Here is a 24956-nt window from a genome sequence, read left to right on the forward strand (position 1 = left end):
GAACCGCAATCTTGGTGGTAGAATCAAAGGGGAACATGCTAGATTTCGTCTTATGCCTGTGGATAACCCCAATATAAGCTCCGAAAATGCTCCTGCCTTGCCGGTTATCCGGCAACTTGATGATGCCGCGATCAACCGGATTGCCGCTGGTGAGGTGGTCGAACGTCCAGCTTCTGCGGTCAAAGAACTGGTGGAAAACGCCATTGATGCGGGCAGTCGGCGGATTGAGATTGCCTATGCCGATGGAGGCAAGACGTTGATCCGGATCACCGATGATGGTTGTGGCATCACCGAGGAGCAATTGCCATTGGCGCTGTCCCGCCATGCGACATCCAAGATTGATGGCACGGACCTGCTCGACATCCACACTTTTGGATTTCGCGGAGAGGCTTTGCCCAGCTTGGGCGCGGTAGGACGGTTGAGCATCACCAGTCGAGTGGGCAAAACCTCCGCGGCACAGATTTCGGTTGAGGGCGGCGCGATGAGCGCGGTGAAACCGGCGGCGTTGTCTGGCGGCACCATCGTGGAACTGCGTGATCTGTTCTACGCCACGCCTGCGCGGTTGAAATTTATGCGCTCCGATCGGGCGGAGGCGCAGGCGATCACCGATGTGGTCAAGCGGTTGGCGATGGCGGAGCCGTTTGTGGGCTTCACCCTGCGCGATGTGACCGGCGGCGGCGAAGGTCGCGTGACCTTCCGCGTCGAGGCCGAAAACGGTGATTTGTTTGATGCGCTGCATGGCCGGTTGGCGCGGATTTTGGGCAAGGAATTTGCCGAAAACGCGCTGAAGATTGATGCGGAGCGGGAAGGGCTGCGGTTGATTGGTTATGCGGCTTTGCCGACCTATTCGCGCGGGTCGTCAGTGGCGCAGTATCTGTTTGTGAACGGGCGACCGGTGAAGGACAAATTGCTCGTTGGGGCGTTGCGCGGGGCGTATTTTGACTACCTGAGCCGGGATCGCCATCCAGCGGCGGCGCTGTTCATTGATTGTGATCCGCATCTGGTGGATGTGAACGTGCATCCGGCCAAGTCTGAGGTGCGGTTCCGTGATCCGGGTTTGGCGCGGGGGCTGATTGTCTCCAGCCTACGCCATGCTTTGGCTGAGGCGGGGCATCGGGCGTCGACCACGGTAGCCAACTCGACTTTGGATGCTTTCAAGCCGGAATCGTTAGGCGCATTGGGGGCGACATCAAGTGCGCCGACAGGACCGGCGCGGGTCTATCAGATGGATCGGCCTAGTCTCGGCGCACGCACAGCGGCCTATCAGGCGCAGGCGCCAATGCCGCAAGAGCCGGGCTTTGCGGACCTGACCGAAGCCTATTCCGCGCGGGTGGAACCGGTGGAGACCGAGGTTGCACAGGAGGTGCCCGCCGAGGGGTTGCCGCTGGGCGCGGCGCGGGCGCAGGTGCATGAGAATTACATCGTGGCGCAGACAGAGACCGGCATGGTGATTGTTGATCAACACGCGGCACATGAGCGTCTGGTCTACGAAAAACTCAAAAGCCAGATGGCCGAAAATGGCGTGGCGGCACAGGCCCTGTTGATCCCAGAGATTGTTGAGCTGTCGGAGGGGGACTGTGCACGGATCATGACCGTGGCGGAGGAGCTGTCCAAACTGGGGCTGACGATTGAGGCCTTTGGTGGCGGCGCGGTGGCGGTGCGCGAAACCCCTGCGCTCCTGGGCGAGGTCAACGCGCGGGCCATGGTGCTGGACATTCTCGATGAGTTGGATGACGCGGGCGAAAGCATGTTGGTGCAGGCCAAGCTGGAGGCGATCCTCAGTCGTGTGGCCTGTCATGGCTCGATCCGCTCTGGCCGGCGCATGCGCGGCGAAGAGATGAACGCGTTGCTGCGGGAGATGGAGGCGACGCCACATTCGGGGCAATGCAACCACGGGCGGCCAACCTATGTGGAATTGAAACTGGCCGATATTGAACGGCTGTTTGGACGGACGTGATGGAAGGTATGGACGAAGCGATGGCCAATATGGAGGCCATGGCGCTCTATGCGGCGGCTGGGATTGGCTTGGCGGTTTTGGTGTTGTTTTTGCTGCTGCGCGGAGCGGGGCAAAAGCGGGCAGAGCGGACCGAGGCGGTGATTGCCCAGCACATGGGGCAGATGGCGCAGCGGGTGGATCAACTGGCCACCGGGCAGGCGCATCTGGACGGGAACCTGCAGGCGCAGGCGCAATCGCAGGGGCAGATTGCCACGCTGATGGAGCAACGGCTGGGCGAGGTGCAGGTCAATATGCACGAAAACCTCGCCAAGGTGCAGCGCAGCACCGGTGAAAACCTCGCCAGCATGCAGCAGAAGATGACGGACACGCTGGCAACGCAGCAGCTGCAGATGCAGGAAAACCTCGCCAATATGCAGATGCGCACGGGGCATGCGCTCAATGAGATGCAGGAGAAGCTGAACGCGTCGCTGTCGGGCAATGCCAAACAGACCGCGACCTCGCTGACGCAGTTGCAGGAACGTCTGCAAACCATCGACAAAGCGCAGGAGAATATCACGCGACTGTCCGGCGATGTGTTGAGCCTGCAGGACATTCTGAGCAACAAGCAAACCCGTGGGGCTTTTGGGGAAATTCAGCTGACCGATATTGTCAGCAAAGCGTTGCCAAGTGACAGCTATGCGCTGCAACACACGCTCTCCAATGGCAAACGCGCCGACTGTCTGATTCATTTGCCCAACCCGCCGGGGCCGATTGTGATCGACAGCAAGTTCCCGCTGGAGGCCTATGAGCTGCTGCGCAATGCGGAGACGCAAGCGCAACTCAATGAAGCAGCGCGGATGCTGCGCACCTCGGTGAAGAAACACATCAAGGACATTTCGGAGAAATACATCATTGAGGGAGAAACCGCCGATGGCGCCTTGATGTTCTTGCCGTCCGAGGCGGTCTATGCGGAGCTGCATGCCAACTTCCCGGAACTGGTGCGTGAAGGCTTTGCGGCGCGGGTGTGGATTGTCTCGCCGACCACTTGCATGGCGACGCTCAACACCATGCGCGCGATCCTGAAAGACGCGCGGATGCGGGAGCAGGCCGGGGCGATCCGAAAGGAACTGGGCATGCTTTACTCCGATGTGGAGCGGCTGGGCACGCGGGTGGAGAACCTGGATCGCCACTTTGGCCAGGCAGCCAAAGACATCAGCGAAATCAAGATCAGCGCCGACAAAGCTGGGCGGCGGGCGCGGCGGCTCGACAACTTTGACTTCGAAGAACTGGCGCAGTCAGACGACGACAAAGTGGTGCCGCTGACCAAGCCGGACAGCTAAGCCTCTTCTCATTCGTCAAATATCCCGGGGTCCGGGGCGGCGCCCCGGCGGTCAGAAACAGTTTGCGCCATGTCAAAGACGTGGGGCATGCTGAGGGTGACACTGGGCCAAACCAAATTGGAGGCGCGAAAAATGCTTGAGATTTCTGCATGGAAGGTGGCGCAGGTTGTGCTGATGTCCCGGGAGTTGAACCGGGCCGAAGGAGAGCTGCGCGCATTTATTGACCGGCTGAATGAGGACGAACAGGCCAGCCTGGTGGCGGTGATGTGGGTCGGACGGGACAGCTTTATGTCCGATGATCTGGAAGAGGCGATCATGACCGCCAAAACCGAGAACACCGTGCCAACTGCGGATTACCTGCTCGGCTCGCCACATCTGTCTGACCATCTGGAAAACGGCATGGAAGCGCTGGGCATTTCTCTGTCTGACGAAGAGGATGATCTAGTCCGCCGGGGCTGATTTATCGGCAAAAACTGGCTGATTGGCCCGCAGGTTTTGCGATTTTACGCCAACAGATTTGGGATCCGCGCCAAGCCTTGGCGCGGGTCTTTACGTTTGAGAAAGCCCTTCTTATCTGCGGCTTAAGAGGGAGGGCTGACGCGCCTGCGCGCCGCCCGATCCACTACATGATCCACTGACGTTGCGCCTGTTTTTATGGAAACATCCGCACCCCGCAGTTTGCGGGCAGTGCCCTTTTGTCTTGTGTCTGAGCCTTGCAACCCATGGGGCGGCGTTGGGAGGTCTGTCGTGCAGAAGGAGGTCGCCCATGTCCAGTTTCTGGGGTCGTTTTGACGACAATCACGGCAATCAAAAGCAGTTTGAGCCAACCGATGATCCAGCCAAGGAAATCACCTTTGTGCCCAAAGGCGAGGATGGCGATCTGGTGCTTGAGGACACGAACAACAAGCCAGACCCGGATACGCAGGTTCTGATCGATGGGGAGGCCCATGATTTTATCTTTGAACTGACGGGAACCGTGCCGCAGGACGAGGACATTCCAGAGCAGTTCTGGGGGCAGGAGATTGCGGTGATCTCGATCCAGGATTACCCCGAGCCGGGGGACGAGACCCGGATGTTTTTCTTCCCGGAGATGGATCCGAGCGAAGAGGACATGAATGAGTTTGAGGATGAAGAGTTTGTGGTCAAACACCCAGACCGGCATCCGGATGATCTGCCGGTGTGTTTCCTGCCGGGCACGATGATTGCCACACCAGGTGGTCCGCGTGCGGTGGAAACCCTGCAACCGGGTGATTTTGTCTGTGTCGCCAAAGGCAAGCCGGCCAAAGTGTTCTGGGTGGCGAAAAGCCATTTTTCCTACGCGGAGATGCTGCAGAACGCAGCGCTGCGCCCGGTGTGCATTGATGCGGACAGCTTTGCGCCGGGGGTTCCTGAGCAGGATCTATGGGTGTCGCAACAGCACCGGATAGCGCTGCGCGGCTGGCAGGTGGAGATGCTGACCGCATCTGACGCCGCCTTCGCACATGCCAAACATCTCGCGCCGCAGCCCGGCATTCCCGGGCGGGAATGGCGCGACGGGGTGGACTATGTGCATCTGATGTTTGACCGCCATCACATCGTGCAGGCCAATGGCGCCGAAGCCGAAAGTCTGTTTCTGGGCGATCAGGCGTTGGAGAGCCTGGGCGCTGAGGCGCGGGCCGAGTTGGATTTGCTTTTGGAGGCCAAGCCGTGGTTGAAACCGCGTTTTGCGCAGACAGCTTTGCCCACCATGAAAGCGCATGAGGCGCAGACCTGGCGCAAGATGGCAGAAGGGCAACCGGTGTTTCGCGACTTGGTGCGGGCGGCGGCCTGATCTCAGGCCGTCGGCATCAGCCAGGCGGCGAGATAGGTTTCCAGCCGTTCGCGGGGGCCGACGGAGTTGTGCAAGCTGCAAAACATCAGGGAAATCGCCTGTACCATAAAGGCTTGAACGCCTTCGGCCTGTAGTTCGGCGGAGATGTCCTTGCGAAAAGGGCGGTCCCAGAGCCATTTGGTCACCACCTCGGCGTGGCGACCAAAGGTCATGGCGATGGGGCCGATGTCCGCGTTGGCTGCCGCGCCGGAGTGGCGCAGAATCACGTCAAAGACATAGCGCTCGCAGGTCATGAAAGAGATCAGCGGCATCATGGCGTTCGCCATCTCGCCGATGGATGTGGGCGCATCGAGCGCTTCGATGTCATCCAGATGACGGTCAATTTCCGCGCCAATTAGTTGGTCCATCAGCGCGTCTTTGTCTTTGAAATGTGAGAAAAACGTGCCTTTGGCGACGCCAGCACGCAGCACCACCTCTTCCACCCGCATGGCTTCATAGCCGCTCTCTGAGATCACGGCTTGCGCCGCGTCCAGGAGCTTGGCGCGGGTTTTGAGGGTGCGTTGTTGAACTGCTTTGGCCATGGCCTGTTTTGACATGAATTCTGACCGCGGTCAAATTTGTAATTGACCGCGGTCATTTTTGTATGCGATGAAATTGACCGTGGTCAATATTTGGAGATTCGCAATGACACAGAAACGGATTTTTATCTTGAACGGACATCCAGCGGCGGAGTCGCTGACAGGGAGTTTGGCTGACAGCTATGCCAACGCGGCGCGCAAGGCCGGGCATCAGGTACGCATGACCAATCTGCATGACCTGCAGTTTGATCCGGATTATGGCTTTGGGGGTTATGTGAACCAGAAGCCATTGGAGCCGGAGCTGGAACAGGTGTTGCAGGATCTGGAATGGGCCGAGCATGTGGTGGTGGCGACACCGATGTGGTGGGGCGGATTGCCGGCCAAGCTGAAAGGTTTGTTTGACCGTGCGCTGTTGCCTGGCCGTGCCTTTGACACACGCAACACCACCAAGCTGGGCCTGCCGGCGCCTTTGCTGACCGACAAGACCGGCCACGTGCTGGTGCTGTCAGACACGCCGGGTTTCCTGTTCCGCCTGTTCTATCGCAACGCGTTGATCGTGCAGATTCAGAAGCAGATTCTGGAGTTTGTGGGCATCAAGCCGGTGAAGGTGACGCAGTTCAACGGCACCAGCCATCCCAAGGCGGGTGCGGTTGAGAAATGGCTGGCCAAAGCGGCCAGAATTGGCGCGCAGGCGGTGTAAGGGATGTCAGCTGTGGCGTGAAACTCGTGTGGTCAACACGCCCGCTGCCATCAGGCAGCCGCCGCCCACACGATTGAGGCTGCGCATGGCGCGCGGGTGTTGGAACAGCCCGCGTAGCCCATCCGCGCAGAGCAGCCAGAACACGGTATTGAGCGTGGCGACCCCCACAAAGGTGGCGATCAGGATCGCGAATTGCGGCAGCACCGGCTGAGACAGGGTCACAAACTGCGGCACAAAGGCGATGTAAAACGCCGGGCCTTTGGGATTGAGGGCGCTGATTAGGAAGGATTGCCAGAACAGCGGCTTAAGTGGTTTTTGATCCACTGCGTTTGAGTCAATGCCCTCAGCGGGTGCCCGCCAGAGCGAGACACCCAGCCAGATCAAATACGCCGCACCAACTAGTTTCATCAGCGTAAAAAGCGTTGTGGAGGCAGAGAGGATCGCACCTGCGCCCATGAGGGACACAGACATGCCGACAAACGCCCCGGCGGAGATGCCGGGAATGGTCGCGAGGCCCGAGCGTTTGCCGGAGCGCACCGCATGGTTGATGGTCAGGACAATGTTGGGGCCGGGGATTAGCACAACCAGGGCACTGGCCAGCACAAAAGCAATCCAGGTTTCCAATGACATGTCGCGCTCCTCAGCTTTCAAGTGTGGCGCAAGGTTTCGCAGTCAGGCGGGAATGGCAAGGGGATTGGTGGGCGCGCGCGGTTGGTGGCGGCGCGACAAAACTCTATGTTGTTGCGGGCTCGAGGTATGCCATGAGCGCGCCAAAGGAGGGTGCAATCTCCACCACGCTTGTTTCGAGGTCTATATTGTTCATGTCGAAGTAAACCACTTTCAGAGCCCCGCTGTTGTCTTTGGCAAAGGCAAACAGCTCGCTTGCGCCGTTTCCGCCAATGACAAATAGAGTCGGGAAATCAACGTGAAAAGTCTGGTTGATCTCGGTCTCATAAACGTCTTCCGCGGAGTCGAGGATCAGCCAGCATGGCTGTTCCGACAGGGGGCCTTCGCCACCATTGCTTGTCGCAAGGACCTCAAGGTAGGCCTGTGGCAGCTCAAAAGGTGCGGCTGCGACCAGCTGTTCCAATGTGCCGGGGCTTGCGCCAGAGCGTGCTGACCAGTCCTTGTCTTCCAACATATTCCGCTCCTTAGTCTTGCAGCTCAAAATTGATTGAGCTGCAAGGGTACGCGGTTAGGCTGATCGATGTGCAGGCAATATCAAGCCGTGTGATCGACAATCTGCATGTGCTGCGCCAGCGTGCCGATGTGGGTGAGCCACTCGGAGAACAGCGCTTCTTCAGATGGGGCCGCGTGCACGCCGGGGGCAATTTTGCCGTCCAAAACCGCTTCAATCGCCAAGGAGACCGGGATTGACACCAGGCGGGCCATGGCGGTGCCGCGCGCGTCGCCCCAGGCGTCCATCACGTAGGTTTTGTGGTAAACCTCTGCACCGTCTTTCTCCGCTTTGAAGCCCACGCAGAGCACAACACGGTCTGGCTCACCTTCGTCATAGGAGTTTTCGTCCCAGAACTGGTCGGACATTTCCTTCAGACGCGCGTCGCCTTCGGGGCCACTCAGCGTCTCGATTTCGCGGAAGACCTCGGACCACGCATCCGCCCAACCATTGAGACGCAGGGTACCGCGCACAAAGGTGTCGACCTTCCAGTCCGGATCAAAATTGTAGTCTTCCATGAAGGGAATGCTGTCGCGGTTCGGGTAGACTTCGAAAGTTTCGGCCTCTGCCAGTGGCGCTTCATAGCTGCTGATCGCGTCCCAGGGGCGGTTCACGTCCAGAGGTTTGCCGTCGCGGATCGAACGGGACGGGGAGCGCAGGGCTTTCAGCACGCCCAGCGGGGACCAGCTAAATTTGTAGCGGAAGGGGTTTGCATGTTTGGGCACGCCGCCGCAGTAGCTGATGAAGCTCAGGGTGTTGTTGGCGTCATAGGCGGCGGAGGCACGGTAGTCGGCCACCAAGGCATGCGCCATCAGATGGTCGATGCCCGGGTCCAGGCCCACTTCATTCACGCAGGCGATGCCAGCCTCTTTGGCCTTGGCGTCGAGTGTTTTCATTTCTGGCGCGATGTAAGACGAGCTGACGAAATTCGCGCCTTTCTCGATGCAAAGCTCTGCCAGCGGTACGTGCCAGTCGCCCGGCAGCATGGAGACCACCACGTCGCCTTTAGCCAGCACGGCGCCAAGTGCGTCGATGTCAAACGCGCGGATGTCCTGGGTCAGGTCGCCCACGGCTTCTTGTGCTTTTTCAATGGTTCGGTTCCAGACAGTGACCTCGCGGCCGCCTTCGATCAGGCGACGCAGGCCGGGAATGGCGGAAAGGCCGGTGCCACACCAGTGGATTGTCATGTCTCTTCTCCCCTCAGAGGTCTTTGGAATGGGTGATGAAGTCGGCCTCGGCGCGGGTCCAGACGCCGTCGCTGAGGTCATCGAGTTTCATCAAAGTGTTAAGCAGTTGCGCGGCGTAGTCTTCAGAGCTTTCTACCGGCAGCATGGATGGCAGGTTGTCGATCGCCATGACGTCCAGCACAGGGGCGTCGGCCACGCGCAGCGCGGGGGCCTCCCATGTGGTGGCGCGGTCATAAACCGGCACCGGGTTGTAATCGCTGTCCGGGTCGCAGGCGACGTCACCAATGGCGGTCAGTTTGCGGTCGGCCTTTAGGGCCTCCTGCGGCACAAATACGGGCGTACCGGGGCGCGCAAAGATGCAGTTCAGGAACAGGTCATGGTTCAGGATTTGCGGGAACGGGCCGCCGGAGGCGGTTTCCGCCATGTCCCATTTGGTGACCGTGCAGCCCATGGCTTCGAGCAGGTCGGCCGCGCCAGTGCCCACGCGCCCCAGCGCGCCAATCACGATGGCGGAGGGGCGGTCTTTGGAAAGCGCATCAAGTTCCGCGCCGAGGTCGGCGAGCAGGGCATCCTTGCCAGCATAGACGCCAACGGGACCACAAAGCTCACCACGTTGTTGCGCGGCCCAGGATTTCAGGGTCACAGCAGAGCCGGCATAGCCCGCCCAATAGCCAAAGGCGGCAACGCGGCGGCCGGTTTCGTCCACCAGATATTCGAGGTCATACAGCGTGCCGCCGCCCGCTTTGAAGCGCTTGAGCAGGGCCACGCCAGAATGCTGGCCTTTGAAGGCGTGGCCAAACATGATGTGGCGGTGTGGCAGGGGCGTACCGTCTTCGGGCAGTTCTTTGAGGCCAAAGATGATGGCGTCGCGGGGGGCGTCCGGCCAGCTGTTTTCCGCGGCGATGTCACAGCCTGCGGTCTTGTAGCCGTCAATCGGAATGGCCCGCACCGAGCTTTCCTCAACGGTGACGCGGATGCCCTTGTCCAGCAATGCTTTTGCACCTTCGGGTGTCAGCCCCACCCGCTCCTCATTTGGCCGCTGTTCGGCCCGTACCCAAAGATGAGTCATCTTGGCTCCCCTCATATTCGCATTTCCATAGATCAGCCCCTTGCGACGATGGCAAGAGCCGCGCCGCTGCGTCTTTTGCGCGGCAGGTCCTGCCACGCTCTGCCTACTTCTTCTCCTTCTCCAAATATCCCGGGGGAGTCGCCGCATGCGGCGATGGGGGCAGCGCCCCCTTTGCGCAGGTTTTCGACTGGCACCGAGAGGGGCGGCGTGGCACAACGGGGCCAAAGCAGAACAAAACGGGAGCGCGCCATGAGTGTTGGAGAGGGTTTTGGCAAAGGATGTCACCTGCATCTGATCGACGGGTCGGCCTTTATCTTTCGGGCCTATCACGCGCTGCCACCGCTGACGCGGAAGTCAGACGGCTTGCCTGTGGGGGCCGTGGCCGGGTTCTGTAACATGTTGCAGCGCTATGTGGAGGACAATTCCGGCCCGGATGCGCCCACCCATGTGGCGGTGATTTTTGACTATTCCGGCAAGTCGTTTCGCAACGAGATGTATGACCAATACAAGGCGAACCGCCCACCTGCGCCGGAAGATCTGGTGCCTCAGTTCCCGCTGACACGCGAGGCGACCAAGGCTTTCAACATTGCCTGCAAAGAGGTCGAAGGCTTTGAGGCGGATGACATCATCGCCACGCTGGCCTGTCGGGCGCGGGACGCCGGTGGGCGCTGTACCATCATCAGTTCGGATAAAGACCTGATGCAGTTGGTCGGCGACGGCGTGGAAATGCTCGATGCGATGAAAAACAAGCGCATTGACCGCGACGGGGTGCATGAGAAATTTGGCGTTGGGCCGGAGCGTGTTGTCGACGTGCAGGCACTGGCGGGCGATAGCGTGGACAACGTGCCGGGCGCGCCGGGCATTGGCATCAAGACTGCGGCCTTGTTGATCAACGAATATGGCGATCTGGAAAGCCTGCTGGACCGGGCCGAAGAGATCAAACAGCCCAAACGCCGCCAGACGCTGATTGAGAAACGTGACCAGATTGAATTGTCCAAACGGCTGGTACAGCTAGACTGCGAGATGGAGCTGGACTTCACACTGGATGATCTGGAGGTGCGCGACCCGGAGCCGGAGGCGCTGTTGGGATTTTTGGCGGAGATGGAATTCCGCACACAGATCAAACGGGCGGCGGATAAGCTGGGCGTGGAGGCCCCGACCATTCCGGAGCCTGTGGCCAGTGCCGCAGATGAGGCACCTGCGCAGGATGATGTGCCGTTTGACGTGTCCAAATACGAATGGGTCAAAGACCGGGCGGCGTTGGACCGCTGGATCGCCGCGATTATGAAACGCGGCTATGTCGCTGTGGACACGGAGACCAACTCGCTCAACGAGATGGTTGCGGAGCTGGCCGGGATTTGCTTGAGCGTGGAGCCGGGTGAGGCATGTTACATTCCGGTGGGGCACAAGAAAGGTGCAAGCGACGATCTGTTTGGCGGCGATGAGCTGCAAGACGGGCAGATGCGGCTGCAAGAGGTGCTCGATGCGTTGAAGCCGGTGTTGGAAGATTCGGCTGTGCTGAAGATTTTCCAGAACGCAAAATATGACTGCAAGGTGTTTGCCAACTACAACATCACCGTGGCGCCGATTGATGACACGATGCTGCTGTCTTATGCGCTGCACGCCGGTGAGCACAATCACGGCATGGATGCGCTGTCTGAGCGCTATCTGAGCCATCAGCCAGTGCCGATCAAGTCGCTGATTGGCAGCGGCAAGAGCATGATCACCTTTGACAAGGTGCCAATTGAAGACGCGCTGCCCTATGCGGCGGAGGATGCGGATATCACGCTGCGCCTGTGGCAGCTGTTCAAGCCGAAGCTGCACCGGCGGCAGGTGACCTCGGTCTATGAAACGCTGGAGCGGCCTTTGGTGCCGGTGCTGGCGCAGATGGAACGGCATGGGGTTAAGGTGGATCGCGATACGCTGAGCCGGATGTCCAATGCCTTTGCGCAGAAGATGGCGGCGCTGGAGGCGGAGATTCATGAGCTGGCGGGGGGCACGTTTAATGTGGGCTCGCCCAAGCAGCTGGGTGAAATCCTGTTTGATAAGTTGGAGTTGCCGGGCGGCAAGAAGGGCAAAACCGGGGCTTATGCCACCGGTGTGGATGTGCTTGAGGATTTGGCCACCGAGCATGCTCTACCGGGGCTGGTGCTCGACTGGCGGCAGTTGAGCAAGCTGAAGTCGACCTATACTGATGCATTGCAGACGCACATCAATGCGGACACGGGGCGGGTGCACACCTCTTATGTGCAGACCGGGGCCAACACCGGCCGTCTGGCCTCCACCGATCCAAACCTGCAGAACATTCCTGTGCGCAGCGAGGAAGGCCGGCGCATTCGCGAGGCCTTTGTGGCCGAAGAAGGCAAGACGCTGATCTCGCTGGACTATTCTCAGGTGGAATTGCGTATTCTGGCGCATATTGCGGAGATTGATGCCCTGAAGGCTGCGTTCCGCGATGGGCATGACATCCACGCCATGACCGCGTCCGAGGTGTTTGACGTGCCGATGGAGGAGATGACGAGCGAGGTGCGCAGCCGAGCCAAGGCGATCAACTTTGGTGTGATCTATGGCATCTCCGGCTTTGGTCTGGCGCGCAATTTGCGCATTCCGCGGGGTGAGGCGCAGGACTTTATCAACCGCTATTTTGAGCGCTTCCCGGGTATCCGGACCTATATGGATCAGACCAAGGAGTTTGCCAAAGAGCATGGCTATGTGCAGACGCTGTTTGGCCGCAAGATCCACACGCCGGAGATCAACGCCAAGGGGCCACGCGCCAGCTTTGCCTATCGTGCGGCGATCAACGCGCCAATTCAGGGCACAGCGGCGGACATCATCCGCCGCGCGATGATCCGCATGCCGGAGGCCATCAAAGACCTGCCGGCCAAGATGCTGTTGCAGGTGCACGATGAACTGATCTTTGAGGTCGAGGATGCGGCGGTGGACGCTACCATCGAGGTTGCGCGGGATGTGATGCAGCGGGCCACAGAGCCAGCTATCAAGCTCGACGTGCCGTTGATTGTTGATGCAGGTCGTGGGGCCAATTGGGCCGAGGCACACTGAGCCTGAACACGACAATGAAGTGCGCCCTCCCGTAGGAGGGTGCGGTTCAGCTCAGCCAGCCCAAACCCTGTTCTGTGCGTTTGGCAGGGTTGTATTCGGCGCTGACGGCACCGCTGTAGCCGGTTTTATCCAGCATCTCGAAGAACGCGGGGTAGTCGAAGTGTTTTGACTTCACCGGCTCGTTGCGATCCGGCAGGCCGCCGATCTGGATGTGGCGCACGCGGGATTTGTGTTTGTCCCAGCACTCGAGCACGTCGCCGTGGATTTTATGGGCATGATAGGTGTCAAACTGCAGCGCCAGATTGGGGGCGTTGACCTCGTCCAAAATCTCCGCTGCCAGATCAAAATTGTTCAGGAAGTACCCCGGCATATCGACGTCATTGATCGGCTCGATGGTGAGCTGTTGCTTAGGGGCAAAGGCGCAGGCCCATTTCAGGTTTTCTACAAAGGTGGCGCGGGCCTCCGCGCCTGACGCGGCACCCGCCATGATGTGCACGATGCGCGCGCGCAGCATGTCGGCGTAGCGCAGCGTGCGGCGGAAATCGCGTTGAAAACGGTCTTCCAAACCGGGCACAGCGGCAAAGCCGCGGTCGCCGCCGGTGTAGTTGGGCGGCGGGCAGTTGATCAGCTCCAGCGACAGGCCATTGCGCAGCAAAGCGCGCTGGGTTTCCGGCGCGGGAGTCTCATAGGGAAAGAGGATTTCCACCGCCTCAAAGCCTGCCTCGGCGGCGGCCTCGTAGCGGTCCAACTCCGGAAATTCGGCAAACAACATGGTCAGGTTGGCGGCAAATTTGGGCATCGCGGTCTCCTCTGGCGAGGGTTATTCCAGCTTTGCTGCGTGCGGAACAGTCTGAAATTCCGCAAGTTTGAACGGTTTGGCGGAAGTTTGCCTTAGTCCAGTGCCTCTGACGGCAGGAAGGGGAAAAACACGCCGGAAGACATCACGCCAAACATGCTTTGACCGTTGACGTCCTGGTGGGTGCCAAGCTCCACCAGGCGGTAAAACGCCTTGCGGGTGATGCGCGCTTCAAGGTTGGCGCGGACGGTCACATAGGGCGCCGGTTCGTCCGTTTCCGGGTCGATCTCGACGCGGATCGGCGTGTCAGGACCTGCGGCGGCGAAGTCGCCCACGTGGGTTTCAAAAGTCAGAACCTGGGTGTCATCTTCGCCGGTCACCTCGAAATCTTCGGTGACAAATGGCGCGTCTTCGACCGTGATGCCGACTTTTTCGACCGGGGTGACCAGAACATAATCGTCGCCGTCTTTGCGCAGGATGTTGGAGAACATTTTCACCATGGCCGGGCGATTGATCGGGCTGCCTTCGTAAAACCACGTGCCGTCGCGCGCGATGCGCATGTCCAGATCGCCGCAATGGGGCGGGTTCCACAGGTGCACAGGCGCCGGGCCGCGCGCTTTTACGGCGGCTGTGGCGGAGGCGGCGATGGTATCTGCGTCAATTTTCACAGGAAATTGTTCCCTCATTGCTTTTGCCATTTCATCTGAGCGCGTTACTGTCAACGTAAGCAGGTAGAGTTACGGGAGACACAGTATGGCGGATGTGGACAACCTTGTCGCAGAGATTGAAGAGCTGGGCGGAAAATTGGCGGAGGCCAAGGCGGCGATCACCAAGCGCTTTATCGGACAGGAACAGGTTGTCGATCTGACGCTTTCGGCCTTGCTCTGTGGGGGACATGCGCTGCTGATTGGCCTGCCGGGCCTGGGCAAAACGCGGCTGGTAGACACGCTGTCGACTGTGATGGGGCTCAATGGCAACCGGGTGCAGTTTACACCGGATTTGATGCCTGCAGACATTCTTGGCTCCGAGGTGCTGGAGAAAGGCAAAGGCGGCACGCGGGAGTTCCGATTCGTGCCTGGGCCGATTTTCTGTCAGCTTTTGATGGCGGATGAGATCAACCGCGCCAGCCCGCGGACGCAATCCGCGCTGTTGCAGGCGATGCAGGAGAAACAGGTGACGGTGGCCGGGGCGGATCGCCCGCTGGACGCGCCGTTTCATGTTCTGGCCACGCAAAACCCAATTGAGCAGGAAGGCACCTATCCGCTGCCCGAAGCGCAATTGGACCGGTTCTTGGTGCAGATTGATGTGCCCTATCCGGATCGGGACACGGAGCGCGATATTTTGCTGGCCACCACCGGTGTGGAAGAGGAAGAGGCGCATGCGGTGTTCACCGCAGAGGAGTTGATCGCGGCGCAAACGCTGTTGCGGCGGATGCCGGTTGGGGAAAGCGTAATGGAGCTGATCCTTGATCTGGTGCGGGCGTGTCGTCCGGATGATGAGACCGCGACCGAGGCGGTGCGCGAAAACGTGGCCTGGGGACCGGGACCACGGGCGGCGCAGGCCTTGATGATGACAGTGCGGGCGCAGGCGTTGCTGCAGGGGCGGCTCGCGCCCAATGCGCAGGACGTGATTGATATGGCGGGTCCGGTGCTGAGCCACCGGATGGCGCTGACCTTTGCGGCACGGGCGCGGGGCGAGAGCCTTGCGGGGCTGATTGCCGAAACGGTGGCGCGGTTTGACAGTGTTGGAGCCGCCGCGTGAGTGCAGCGCCCTATCTGCGCAGTCAGGCTGAGGCGGAGGCCGCTAGCCTGCCGCCCCTGTTGGCACATGCGGAGCATTTGGCGGGCACGGTCCTGCTCGGCGAGCATGGACGACGGCGCGCGGGCATGGGCGATGATTTCTGGCAATACAGGCCGGTGCAGCCCGGAGACAGCCTGCGCATGATTGACTGGCGGCGCTCGGCTAAATCGGACGCGCAGTTTGTGCGTCAACGCGAATGGCAGGTGGCGCAGTCGGTGATGATGTGGGTCGATACCGCCCCGTCAATGCTGTTTGGCAGCGAGAAAGACTCTCCGCAGAAAGCGGATCGCGCGCGCCTGTTGGCGCTGGCGTTGGCGATCCTGCTCATTCGCAGTGGCGAGCGGGTTGGGTTGACCGGCACGGATTTGCCGCCCCGTCGGGGCGAGGCGCAGATTTTGCGCCTAGCGGAGATGTTTTTGCGCGATGATGTCGGTGGCGAGACGCCGGACTATGGCACGCCAGAGTCGCGAGCGATGCTGCCCCATGCGCGGGCGGTGTTCATCTCTGATTTCATGGGCGACTTTGACGCTGTGCAGGCGGCACTGACCAAGGCGGCAGATCGTGGCGTCATGGGCGCGTGTTTGCAGGTGTTGGACCCGGCGGAAGAGGATTTTCCGTACAAAGGCCGGGCGATTTTTGAAAGCATGGGCGGCAGTTTGAGCCACGATACCAAGAAGGCGGATGATCTGCGGCTGCGGTATCTGGAGCGGTTGGCGGAACGGCAGGCGGCGCTTAAGGACCTGTGCCGCGCAACGGGTTGGCTCTATGGCCATCACAGCACCGGGCAACCCGCGCAGGCGGCGCTGTTGTGGCTGCATCGGGCATTGGAGCGGCGCGGATGATCTTTGGGTTGCCGATAGGATTTACTGCGCCTTGGGTGCTGGTGGCGCTGATCGCGCTGCCGGTGCTTTGGTTGATTTTGCGGGCGATTCCGCCTGCGCCAATCCGGCGGCGGTTTCCCGGCGTGCTGCTGCTGCTTGGGCTGAGTGACGAAGACACGGTTACGGATCGCACGCCGTGGTGGCTGTTGCTGCTGCGGATGCTGGCGGTGGCGGCGGTGATCGTCGGGCTGGCGGGGCCGGTGTTGAACCCGCAGACGCGTGAGGCGGGCAGTGGGCCGTTGTTGATCCTGATGGATGGCAGTTGGGCGTCTGCGCCAGATTGGGATGCGCGGCGGGATATGGTCACGGCGCTGCTGGATGAGGCGGCGCGGGATGGGCGCGTGGCGGCGGTGCAGCGGTTGAGCGCGCCGGAGCCGTTGTTGTTCCTGCAGGCGGATGCGTGGAAGTCGCGTATGGCGGGCGTGGTTCCGATGGCCTGGGCGGCGGATGACGCTGCGATGGCTGCATTTGCCGAGACGTTGGCAGCTGCGGACGGGTTTGACACGGTGTGGTTGTCAGACGGTGTGGCCCGCGAGGGGCGCGCAGATTTGCTGGCGGCGCTGCAGGACAAGGGCGCGGTGCGGGTGGTGCAGACCGGGCGCGGGGCCATGGCGTTGATGCCGCCTAGTTATGAGGATGGCAAGCTGGTGATGACGGCGCAGCGCAGCGAAGTGGCGATTGCGCAGGAGGTCACGGTACTGGCGATTGGCACCGATCCGGGCGGCTCGGAACAGGTTTTGGCAAGCTTGCCGCTTACGTTTGAAGAAGGCGCGCAGTCAAGTGAGAACGCGCTTGTCCTGCCAAGCGAGCTGCGCGCGCGGTTGACGCGGTTTGAAATTGCTGGTGTGCGTTCGGCAGGGGCTGTGGCGCTCAGTGATGACAGCCTGCGGCGGCGCGAGGTGGCGCTGATTGCCGGGCGGGAAGACCGAGAGGGGCTGCAACTGCTGTCGCCGTTGCATTATTTGCGGCAGGCTTTGGTGCCGACGGCGGATGTGATTGAGGGCGCTTTGAGTGACATTCTGCCCGCCAATCCTGACGTGATTGTTTTGGCTGATGTGGCGGTTTTGTCTGAGGGCGAAACCGCGGCGATGATTGAGTGGCTGGAACAGGGTGGCTTGCTGCTGCGTTTTGCCGGGCCGCGTTTGGCAGCGAGTGAGATCAGTCGCACCGAGGAAGACCCGTTGTTGCCGGTGCGTTTGCGGGCCGGTGGCAGGAGCGTCGGTGGCGCAATGAGTTGGGGGGAGCCTAAGTCGCTGGCGCCGTTTGATGTGGAGAGCCCGTTTTATGGCCTGCCGGTGCCTGAGGAGGTGACCGTGACAGCGCAGGTGATGGCGCAACCGGACCCAACCTTGGCAGAGCGGGTGATTGCCAGCTTGAGCGATGGCACACCGTTGGTGACCCGCAAGGCGGTGGGGCAGGGGCAGGTGGTGCTGGTGCATGTGACCGCCAATGCGGAGTGGTCCGGGTTGCCTTTGTCGGGCCTGTTTGTGCAGATGCTGGACCGGCTGGCGGTACTGAGCGCGGTGGGCGAAGAGGCGGAGGCGCGCTTGGCGGGCACCACCTGGCAGCCGCTGAAAGTGCTGGATGGATATGGCCGGTTGGAAGATGCGCAGACCTTGCCCGGTGTGGCGGGCGAGGCCTTGGCGGAGGGGCGCGTTGGACCGGAGCTGCGGCCTGGTTTGTACCGCGACGGGGAGAAGGTTTTGGCCTTGCATGTGTTGGCACCGGAAACAGAGTTGGCGCCTGCAACTTGGCCGGTGACGGTGCCGGTGGAAGGGTTGCGCGGGGCGGTGACGACGGACTTGTCGGGCGATTTCCTTGCGGCGGCTTTGGTGATTTTGGCGCTGGATGTGCTGGCGTCCTTGTTTGTTTCGGGCCGGCTTTGGGGCGCGCGGGTGGCGGTTGTGGCCTTGGCTTTGATGCTGCCGGCCACAGATGGATTTGCGCAGGAGGCCTCAGTGACGGCAAGCCATGCGCAGGAGGTGGTGCTGGGTCATGTGCGTACCGGCAATCGCGAGGTGGATGACATTGCGCTGGCCGGGTTACGTGGGTTGAGCAACGTGCTGTATTTCCGCACGTCCGTGGAGCCTGCGGACCCGGTGACCGTTGATCTGGAAACGGATGAACTGGCGTTTTATCCGTTCCTGTATTGGCCGATTACGCCGGATCAGCCGACCCCGTCGCAGGAGGCCTATGGCAAGCTCAACGCCTATCTGCGCAGTGGCGGCATGATCCTGTTTGACACGCGCGACAGCGATGTGGCGCGGTTTGGCGCGAGCAGCCCGACGGGTCGGAAGTTGCAGCGGCTGGCCGCTGGCTTGGACATTCCACCGCTGGATCCGCTGCCGGAGGACCATGTGCTGACACGGACGTTTTACCTGCTGCAGGATTTTCCGGGGCGCTACATGAGCCGCGATGTCTGGGTCGAGGCGGCGCCTGCGGATGCAGAAAAAATCGAAGGCATGCCGTTTCGCAATCTGAATGACGGGGTCACGCCGGTGGTGATTGGCGGCAATGATTGGGGCGCGGCCTGGGCGGTGGATACACGTGGCAACACGTTGTTCCCGGTGGGGCGCGGACGGGCCGGAGAACGGCAGCGGGAGCTGGCCTATCGCTTTGGAGTGAACCTGATCATGCATGTGCTGACCGGGAACTATAAGAGCGATCAGGTGCATGTGCCTGCGTTGCTGGATCGGTTGGGCCAATGACGGGCGTGGTGTTTGACCCGATTGTGCCGCTGTGGCTTTTGGCGGTTTTGGCTGTGCTGAGCGCGGTGGCAATTTCGGTGGCGCTGTGGCGTGGCTTGGCCGGGTGGGCCTGGCGCGGGGCGGCGGGTCTGGTGATCTTAGCGACTTTGGCGGGGCCGGTGTTGCAGACCGAAAACCGTGCGCCGTTGAGTGATATTGTGCTGATGTTGGTGGATGGCTCCGCTAGCCAGCGGTTGAGCGATCGCGAGACACAGACCGAGGACGCAGCGGCGGCTTTGGAGGCACGCCTAGCGGCGCGGGACAACACCGAAGTGCGCCGGATTGATGTGGGCGATGCGGATGGTGACGGCGGCACAGAGATGATGGCGGCGCTGTCTGAGGCTTTGGCGCAGGAGCCGCGCGGGCGGATTGCGGGCATTGTCGCGCTGAGTGATGGGCAGGTGCATGACATGGACCGCGCGCCGGACCTGCCCGCGCCGTTTCATTTGCTACAATCCGGACGCGAAGGCGATTGGGATCGGCGGTTGAGCATCAAGAATGCCCCGGCCTTTGCCATTCTGGGTGAGCCGGTGACGCTAACTCTGCGGATTGAGGACACTGGCGCAGCGCCTACCGATGCAGACCGCGTGGAGGTGGACATTTCCATTGATGGTGACGATCCACAGCGGTTCTCTGTGCCTTTGGATCGCGACATAGACCTGCCGGTGACGCTGTCCCATGGCGGGCGCAATGTGATCCAGTTTTCGGTGCCCATGGCCGAGGGAGAATTGACCGATCGCAACAACGCCGCGCTGGTACAGATCAACGGGGTTCGGGATCGGTTGCGGGTGCTGTTGGTGTCTGGTGAGCCGCATCCGGGCGGGCGCACGTGGCGCAATCTGTTAAAATCGGATGCCAGCGTGGATCTGGTGCATTTCACCATTCTACGCCCTCCGGAGAAGCAGGACGGCGTGCCGGTGAGCGAGCTGTCGTTGATTGCCTTCCCGACGCGGGAGTTGTTTCTGGAGAAGGTCGAGGACTTCGACCTGATCATTTTTGATCGCTATCAGAGGCGTGGAATTTTGCCGTCTTTGTATCTGGAAAACGTGGCGGACTATGTGCGCAAGGGCGGGGCTGTTCTTGTCGCGGCAGGGCCGGATTATGCCTCCGCAGATAGTATTTTCCGCTCGCCATTGGCCGAAGTGCTGCCAGCCAGTCCAACGGCGCGGGTGGTGGACGAGGCCTACGCGCCAACCGTGTCTGAGCTTGGGGCGCGCCATCCGGTGACGGCGGGCTTGCCGGATCAAGAGACCTGGGGGCGCTGGCTGCGTCAGATCGAAGTGACGCCGGATGCGGGCGATGTGCTGATGACTGGCAGCGAAGACCGTCCGCTTTTGGTTCTCAATCGCGTGGAAGAGGGGCGTGTGGCACTTTTGGCTTCCGATCACGCCTGGCTCTGGGCGCGGGGCTACGAAGGCGGTGGTCCGCAGTTGGAACTGTTGCGTCGGTTGGCCCATTGGATGATGGGCGAGCCGGAATTGGAAGAAGAGGCGCTTTGGGCGGAACCCACGGGGCAGACGCTGCGGATTGTGCGGCGCAGTCTGGAAGAGGCTGTGGGGCCGCTGACCATCACCACGCCAAGCGGCGAGACCGTTACGCTGGAGATGCGCGAGGGCACGCCGGGGCAGTTTGAGACCACCTATGAAGGGCCTGAAATGGGGCTCTATCGCCTTGCTCAGGATGACATGGAGACTGTGGTTGGGCTTGGCCCGGCGGCGCCGCGGGAGTTTGAGACCACTATTGCCAGCGCGGAGGCGTTGACGCCTTTGTTGGAGACCACGCGGGGCGGGGTGTTGAGGCTGGAGGATGGTGTGCCCGGCGTGCGCAATGTGCGCGAAGGCCGCCCGGCGGCGGGGCGCAATTGGATTGGGCTGACACCAAGGGAGGCGTTTGAGACGCTGGATGTGGCCCGTGCGCCGCTGTTGCCGGGGTGGTTGGTGCTGCTTTTGGCGTCCGGGTTCATCCTGATGGGCTGGCTGCGCGAGGGGCGGCGGTAGGGGGCCTCTACTTCTTCTAACCCAAAATATCCCGGGGGAGTCGCCCGAAAGGGCGGCGGGGGCTGGCCGCCGGTTCGGACCCGGCTGCCTGCTTTTCCGAGAGGCAAAGGCAGGGGCTTTAAGACGTCAAACTTTTCACAAAGTCCAAGTACATCGGCAATCCCAAAGGATCGTCTTTGGGAGCCGGGAATGCCTCTGGGTCCGTTTCGGTCGTTTCGCTGAGATCATAAAAGCCTTTGGTGTAGACACAGACACTTTTGTATTTGCGTTCGGCAGGGGAAATGTCGCCGGCCTTTTCCATGGATTGAATTTGTTTCAGCGCTTCAGTGATGTCGTCAAATGGCACGCCGGCGAGATCATTGATGTTGAAACGCCACCATCGCAGTGTCAGCAATTTGCGGACCGTTGCATAGTTAAAGCGGAACCGCATGTGTTTGGCCGGGGTGCCTGCGACGACGCTGTAGGGGGCAACGTCTTTGGTGACAAAGGCATTGCCGGCGATGATGGCGCCATGACCTATCTTCACACCGCGCCGGATGGAAGCGCCGCCGCCGATCCAGACGTCATGACCAACTGTTGTCGTTCCTGTGGCGCCGTCGCTGTTTTTCCGAGTGCGCTTCACACGCCGCTTTTCGGCGGCTTCTTTTTCAGGCGGATAAAAATCGAATTGCGGTAGGGTGTACTGGCTGGGCGATGTCGAAAGCCAGTTGGTGGGGTGTTCTCCCTCGGCGATCATGACGTTTGGACCAATGCTGCAATACCGCCCGATGGACTCCACATGCCGGATGATGCCGTACCGGATAAAGGAGTACATGCCGATTTTGATGTCATTGTAGAAATAGGCAGGGGCGTTGTTGAGTTGGCACGGTGCTTCAAATTGAACCTGAAGGTGCTTACCGCGCGTGTCAAAACCGTTGGAGAGGCGCAGCCCGTGTTCGGACAATTGGCTTAGCGGACGAAATATTGGTTTGGGTTTGTCTAACATGATGTGAAGGGAAAGTAGTGCTTTGGCGCAGGCCTGAAGTGAATATTTATATTACCAATATTCTTTTAGGTAGAAGGTGTGGTCGCCGCAATAGAGGTTTCCCTGAGGGCTGTTGAGCTGGGAAGCGAGGGGCATTTCAGTAGGTCGCTTTACAAAAACCGGTTCCTTCGCGGCAGCCTGCGCGGTAGAACGCCTGTGATTGAGGCCGACCTACCTATTGGAGCAAGTGATCATGGCGCCAAAGCCCGTTGTATTGTGCATTCTGGATGGCTGGGGGCTGTCTGATCAAACCGAGGCAAACGCGCCCTATCTGGCGAAAACCCCGAACTTTGACGCGATGATGGCTGATGGACCTTCTGCGACGTTGATCACACATGGGCCGGATGTGGGGTTGCCAAGCGGGCAGATGGGCAATTCCGAGGTGGGTCACACCAACATTGGCGCGGGCCGAGTGGTGGCGATGGATCTGGGTCAGATCGATCTGGCGATTGAAGACGGGTCGTTTTTTGAGAACGCGGCGCTGCAGGCGTTTATTGCCAAGTTGAAAGACACCGGCGGGACGGCGCATTTGATGGGTGTGGTCTCCGATGGCGGCGTGCACGGGCATATCACCCATGTGTTGGCGGCGATGAAAGCGATTGCGGACGCCGGCGTACCTGTGGTGTTGCATGCTGTGACTGACGGCCGTGACGTGGCGCCGAAGTCCGCCTTGGAGTATTTCGCGACGCTGCAGGGGCAGATGCCGGAAGGGGCCAAAGTTGGCACTGTGACCGGGCGCTATTATGCGATGGATCGCGACAACCGGTGGGAGCGGGTGTCTCAGGCGTTCGGTGCTTGGGTGACCGGCGAGGCAGTACACAAGGCGGCGGACGGTGTTGCGGCGGTGGAAGCGGCCTATGCGCGCGATGAAAGCGATGAGTTTATCGTGGCGACCACCATTGGCGATTATGCGGGCGCAAAAGACGGCGACGGTTTCTTCTGTTTGAACTTCCGCGCCGACCGGGCGCGGGAAATCCTCGCAGCGCTGGCGCAGCCGGATTTTGACGCCTTTGATGCATCGGCACGGCCAGATTGGGCGGCGGTGCTGGGCATGGTGGACTATTCCGAAGCGCACAATGGCTACATGACCACTGCTTATCCCAAGCAAGAGATCAAGAATACGCTGGGCGAATGGGTGGCCAAGCAAGGCAAAACGCAGTTCCGTTTGGCCGAAACCGAAAAGTACCCGCATGTGACGTTCTTCCTGAACGGCGGGGAAGAGACGCCTTCTGAGGGCGAGGACCGGTTTATGCCGCTGTCCCCAAAAGTGGCGACCTATGATTTGCAGCCGGAAATGAGCGCGGATGAGGTCACGGAGAAGTTTGTTGCTGCGATTGAGCATGGCTACGACCTGATCGTGACCAACTACGCCAATCCGGATATGGTCGGCCACACCGGCAGCCTTGAGGCGGCGATGGCGGCTTGCGAGGCTGTGGATCACGGGCTGGGCAAGGTGCGCACGGCGCTTGAGAAAGTGGGCGGGGCGATGATTGTCACTGCGGATCACGGCAACTGTGAAGTGATGGTGGATCCGGAAACTGGCGGGCCGCACACGGCGCATACCACCAATCTGGTGCCTGTGGTGCTGGTGAACGGACCGGAGGGCGCGGGGCTGCGGGCTGGGCGTTTGGCCGATCTCGCCCCAAGCCTGCTGCAGTTGATGGGATTGGAGCAGCCGGAAGAGATGACCGGAGAGAGCCTGATCGTTTGAGGGCTTTGCGCGGACATATCCTCGCGGCGTCGTTGGCGTTGATGGCGGCGCCGGTTTGGGCGGAGCCTGATCCGGCCACGGCGGCGCGAGAGGCTGTGGATCAGCTGGAGGCTGCCTCTGTGGCCTTGGCACAGGCCAAGGGTGGGCGCGATCGGGTAAAGTCGCTGACCGGTGTGGTGCAGGCCTATGAGACCGGGTTGACGGCCTTGCGGGCCGGATTGCGGCGTGCGGCGATCCGTGAAGCGCAGCTGTCCAAGCAACTCAAGGCGCAAGAGGCGGAGATTGCCCGCCTGCTGGGCGTGCTGCAAAGCATGGGAAAAGGCCCGCCGGAAGTGATTATGGTGCACCCGGGCGGTCCGATGGGCACGGCACGGTCCGGCATGATCCTGGCGGATGTCACACCGGCGCTGGAAAAAAGCGCAGCTTCGTTGCGGCGGGATTTGGAAGAGGTCACCATTCTGCGTGACTTGCAAGAAGGTGCGGCAGAGACATTGCAGGACGGGTTGGAAGGCGCGCAGGACGCGCGCACGGAACTGTCCAAAGCCATTGCCGATCGCACAGATTTACCCAAGCGCTTCACGGAAGACCCGGTGCAAACCGCGCTGTTGATCGCTTCCACCGAAACGCTGGAAGGCTTTGCCAGTGCGCTGGTGGATTTGCAGGTGGAAGGCATGGCCGAGATCGACCTGCCGGATGTGATGGACCGCAAAGGTGGCCTGCGCCTGCCGGTGGAAGCCAGCGTGCTTCGTCGTGCCGGAGAGGCGGACGCAGCGGGCATTCGACGCCCCGGTCTGGTGCTGGCGACGCGACCAAGTGCTTTGGTGGTCTCGCCCACGGCGGCGACAATCCGCTATCGCGGGCCGCTGTTGGACTACGGCAATGTGATGATCCTTGAGCCGCAACCTGGCGTACTCTTTGTGTTAGGAGGTTTGGCGCAGGTTTACGGGGACGCGGGCGAAGTGATTCCTGAGGGCGCGCCAATTGGCTTGATGGGAGGAAATGGGCTGGAAAGTGGCGCAATTCTCTCACAGTCTAGTGAAGCCTCTGGCAATGCGCGCTCAGAAACGCTCTATATAGAGGTCAGAGAAGGCAAAGCGCCTGTGGACCCGGAAATGTGGTTCCAAACGAATGAGGATGGATAAC

21 protein-coding genes are annotated in these 24956 nt (G+C 60.8%); 13 read left to right on the plus strand and 8 right to left on the minus strand.

Annotated elements, in window-relative coordinates; all coding sequences use genetic code 11:
• Nucleotides 1-52: 52 nt before the first annotated feature.
• The 4 genes from mutL to SIB92_RS17130 all read left to right on the plus strand — a co-directional run bounded on the left by mutL (nt 53) and on the right by SIB92_RS17130 (nt 5086).
• Nucleotides 53-1957: a DNA mismatch repair endonuclease MutL gene (gene mutL, locus SIB92_RS17115; protein ID WP_412553174.1), complete on the plus strand. Its 1905-nt coding sequence runs from the start codon at nt 53-55 to the stop codon at nt 1955-1957.
• Nucleotides 1957-3276 (plus strand): DNA recombination protein RmuC, encoded by a 1320-nt coding sequence (locus SIB92_RS17120; protein ID WP_412553175.1) that lies wholly within the window; start codon nt 1957-1959, stop codon nt 3274-3276. Before mutL ends, SIB92_RS17120 begins: the two co-directional genes overlap by 1 nt.
• A 132-nt stretch (nt 3277-3408) precedes the next feature.
• Nucleotides 3409-3735 carry a DUF3775 domain-containing protein gene (locus SIB92_RS17125; RefSeq protein ID WP_412553176.1) on the plus strand — a complete coding sequence of 109 codons (327 nt, stop codon included), beginning with the start codon at nt 3409-3411 and terminating at the stop codon, nt 3733-3735.
• A 307-nt stretch (nt 3736-4042) separates the two neighbouring features.
• Nucleotides 4043-5086 carry a Hint domain-containing protein gene (locus tag SIB92_RS17130; protein WP_412553177.1) on the plus strand — a complete coding sequence of 348 codons (1044 nt, stop codon included), beginning with the start codon at nt 4043-4045 and terminating at the stop codon, nt 5084-5086.
• Nucleotides 5087-5088: 2 nt separating this feature from the next.
• On the opposite strand, the gene SIB92_RS17135 is transcribed toward SIB92_RS17130, so the two are convergent.
• Entirely contained in the window at nt 5089-5667 is a 579-nt protein-coding gene (locus SIB92_RS17135) for a TetR/AcrR family transcriptional regulator (RefSeq protein ID WP_412553178.1), read from the minus strand.
• A gap of 103 nt (nt 5668-5770) precedes the next feature.
• On the opposite strand from SIB92_RS17135, the gene SIB92_RS17140 reads away from it, so the two are divergent.
• On the plus strand, nt 5771-6364 hold the full coding sequence (locus SIB92_RS17140; protein ID WP_294116566.1) for an NAD(P)H-dependent oxidoreductase: 594 nt from the start codon (nt 5771-5773) through the stop codon (nt 6362-6364).
• 6 nt (nt 6365-6370) lie between these two features.
• Here SIB92_RS17140 and SIB92_RS17145 read toward each other — a convergent pair whose 3' ends face one another.
• From SIB92_RS17145 to SIB92_RS17160, 4 genes are all read right to left on the minus strand, one after another.
• Nucleotides 6371-6994, minus strand: coding sequence for a LysE family translocator (locus tag SIB92_RS17145; RefSeq protein WP_412553179.1), 624 nt, complete (start codon nt 6992-6994; stop codon nt 6371-6373).
• A 103-nt stretch (nt 6995-7097) separates the two neighbouring features.
• Nucleotides 7098-7505 (minus strand): SMI1/KNR4 family protein, encoded by a 408-nt coding sequence (locus SIB92_RS17150; protein ID WP_412553180.1) that lies wholly within the window; start codon nt 7503-7505, stop codon nt 7098-7100.
• An 80-nt stretch (nt 7506-7585) separates the two neighbouring features.
• Nucleotides 7586-8728 carry a saccharopine dehydrogenase family protein gene (locus tag SIB92_RS17155; protein ID WP_412553181.1) on the minus strand — a complete coding sequence of 381 codons (1143 nt, stop codon included), beginning with the start codon at nt 8726-8728 and terminating at the stop codon, nt 7586-7588.
• A gap of 13 nt (nt 8729-8741) precedes the next feature.
• Nucleotides 8742-9797 carry a saccharopine dehydrogenase gene (locus SIB92_RS17160; RefSeq protein WP_412553182.1) on the minus strand — a complete coding sequence of 352 codons (1056 nt, stop codon included), beginning with the start codon at nt 9795-9797 and terminating at the stop codon, nt 8742-8744.
• A 249-nt stretch (nt 9798-10046) separates the two neighbouring features.
• On the opposite strand from SIB92_RS17160, the gene polA reads away from it, so the two are divergent.
• Nucleotides 10047-12857: a DNA polymerase I gene (polA, locus tag SIB92_RS17165; protein ID WP_412553183.1), complete on the plus strand. Its 2811-nt coding sequence runs from the start codon at nt 10047-10049 to the stop codon at nt 12855-12857.
• A 46-nt stretch (nt 12858-12903) separates the two neighbouring features.
• Here polA and SIB92_RS17170 read toward each other — a convergent pair whose 3' ends face one another.
• Both SIB92_RS17170 and SIB92_RS17175 read right to left on the minus strand, forming a co-directional pair.
• Nucleotides 12904-13656: a hydroxypyruvate isomerase family protein gene (locus SIB92_RS17170; RefSeq protein WP_412553184.1), complete on the minus strand. Its 753-nt coding sequence runs from the start codon at nt 13654-13656 to the stop codon at nt 12904-12906.
• 92 nt (nt 13657-13748) lie between these two features.
• The gene (locus SIB92_RS17175; RefSeq protein WP_412553185.1) at nt 13749-14339 is read right to left on the minus strand and encodes a DUF1285 domain-containing protein; all 591 of its coding nucleotides are present in this window, start codon (nt 14337-14339) and stop codon (nt 13749-13751) included.
• Between the two features lie 67 nt (nt 14340-14406).
• On the opposite strand from SIB92_RS17175, the gene SIB92_RS17180 reads away from it, so the two are divergent.
• From SIB92_RS17180 to SIB92_RS17195, 4 genes are read left to right on the plus strand one after another with little or no spacing between them, the layout of a single operon-like run.
• Nucleotides 14407-15414 carry an AAA family ATPase gene (locus tag SIB92_RS17180; RefSeq protein ID WP_412553186.1) on the plus strand — a complete coding sequence of 336 codons (1008 nt, stop codon included), beginning with the start codon at nt 14407-14409 and terminating at the stop codon, nt 15412-15414.
• Entirely contained in the window at nt 15411-16295 is an 885-nt protein-coding gene (locus tag SIB92_RS17185) for a DUF58 domain-containing protein (protein WP_412553187.1), read from the plus strand. The genes SIB92_RS17180 and SIB92_RS17185 overlap by 4 nt, the downstream gene beginning before the upstream one ends.
• Nucleotides 16292-19042 (plus strand): DUF4159 domain-containing protein, encoded by a 2751-nt coding sequence (locus tag SIB92_RS17190; protein ID WP_412553188.1) that lies wholly within the window; start codon nt 16292-16294, stop codon nt 19040-19042. Before SIB92_RS17185 ends, SIB92_RS17190 begins: the two co-directional genes overlap by 4 nt.
• Complete coding sequence (locus tag SIB92_RS17195; RefSeq protein ID WP_412553189.1) at nt 19039-21078, plus strand: hypothetical protein; 2040 nt, start codon at nt 19039-19041, stop codon at nt 21076-21078. The genes SIB92_RS17190 and SIB92_RS17195 overlap by 4 nt, the downstream gene beginning before the upstream one ends.
• Before the next feature lie 118 nt (nt 21079-21196).
• Here the strand turns inward: SIB92_RS17195 and SIB92_RS17200 are convergent, their stop codons facing one another.
• On the minus strand, nt 21197-21814 hold the full coding sequence (locus SIB92_RS17200; protein WP_412553190.1) for a CatB-related O-acetyltransferase: 618 nt from the start codon (nt 21812-21814) through the stop codon (nt 21197-21199).
• Between the two features lie 42 nt (nt 21815-21856).
• Between SIB92_RS17200 and SIB92_RS17205 the strand changes: the two genes are divergently transcribed.
• From SIB92_RS17205 to SIB92_RS17215, 3 genes are all read left to right on the plus strand, one after another.
• Complete coding sequence (locus tag SIB92_RS17205) at nt 21857-22030, plus strand: hypothetical protein (protein WP_412553191.1); 174 nt, start codon at nt 21857-21859, stop codon at nt 22028-22030.
• Nucleotides 22031-22292: 262 nt separating this feature from the next.
• Nucleotides 22293-23813 carry a 2,3-bisphosphoglycerate-independent phosphoglycerate mutase gene (gene gpmI, locus SIB92_RS17210; protein ID WP_412555863.1) on the plus strand — a complete coding sequence of 507 codons (1521 nt, stop codon included), beginning with the start codon at nt 22293-22295 and terminating at the stop codon, nt 23811-23813.
• A gap of 41 nt (nt 23814-23854) precedes the next feature.
• Nucleotides 23855-24955: a murein hydrolase activator EnvC family protein gene (locus tag SIB92_RS17215; RefSeq protein ID WP_412553192.1), complete on the plus strand. Its 1101-nt coding sequence runs from the start codon at nt 23855-23857 to the stop codon at nt 24953-24955.
• The last annotated feature ends 1 nt before the right edge of the window (nt 24956 follow it).

This window comes from Shimia sp. MIT1388, from assembly GCF_047124445.1.
Classification (GTDB): Bacteria; Pseudomonadota; Alphaproteobacteria; order Rhodobacterales; family Rhodobacteraceae; genus Shimia.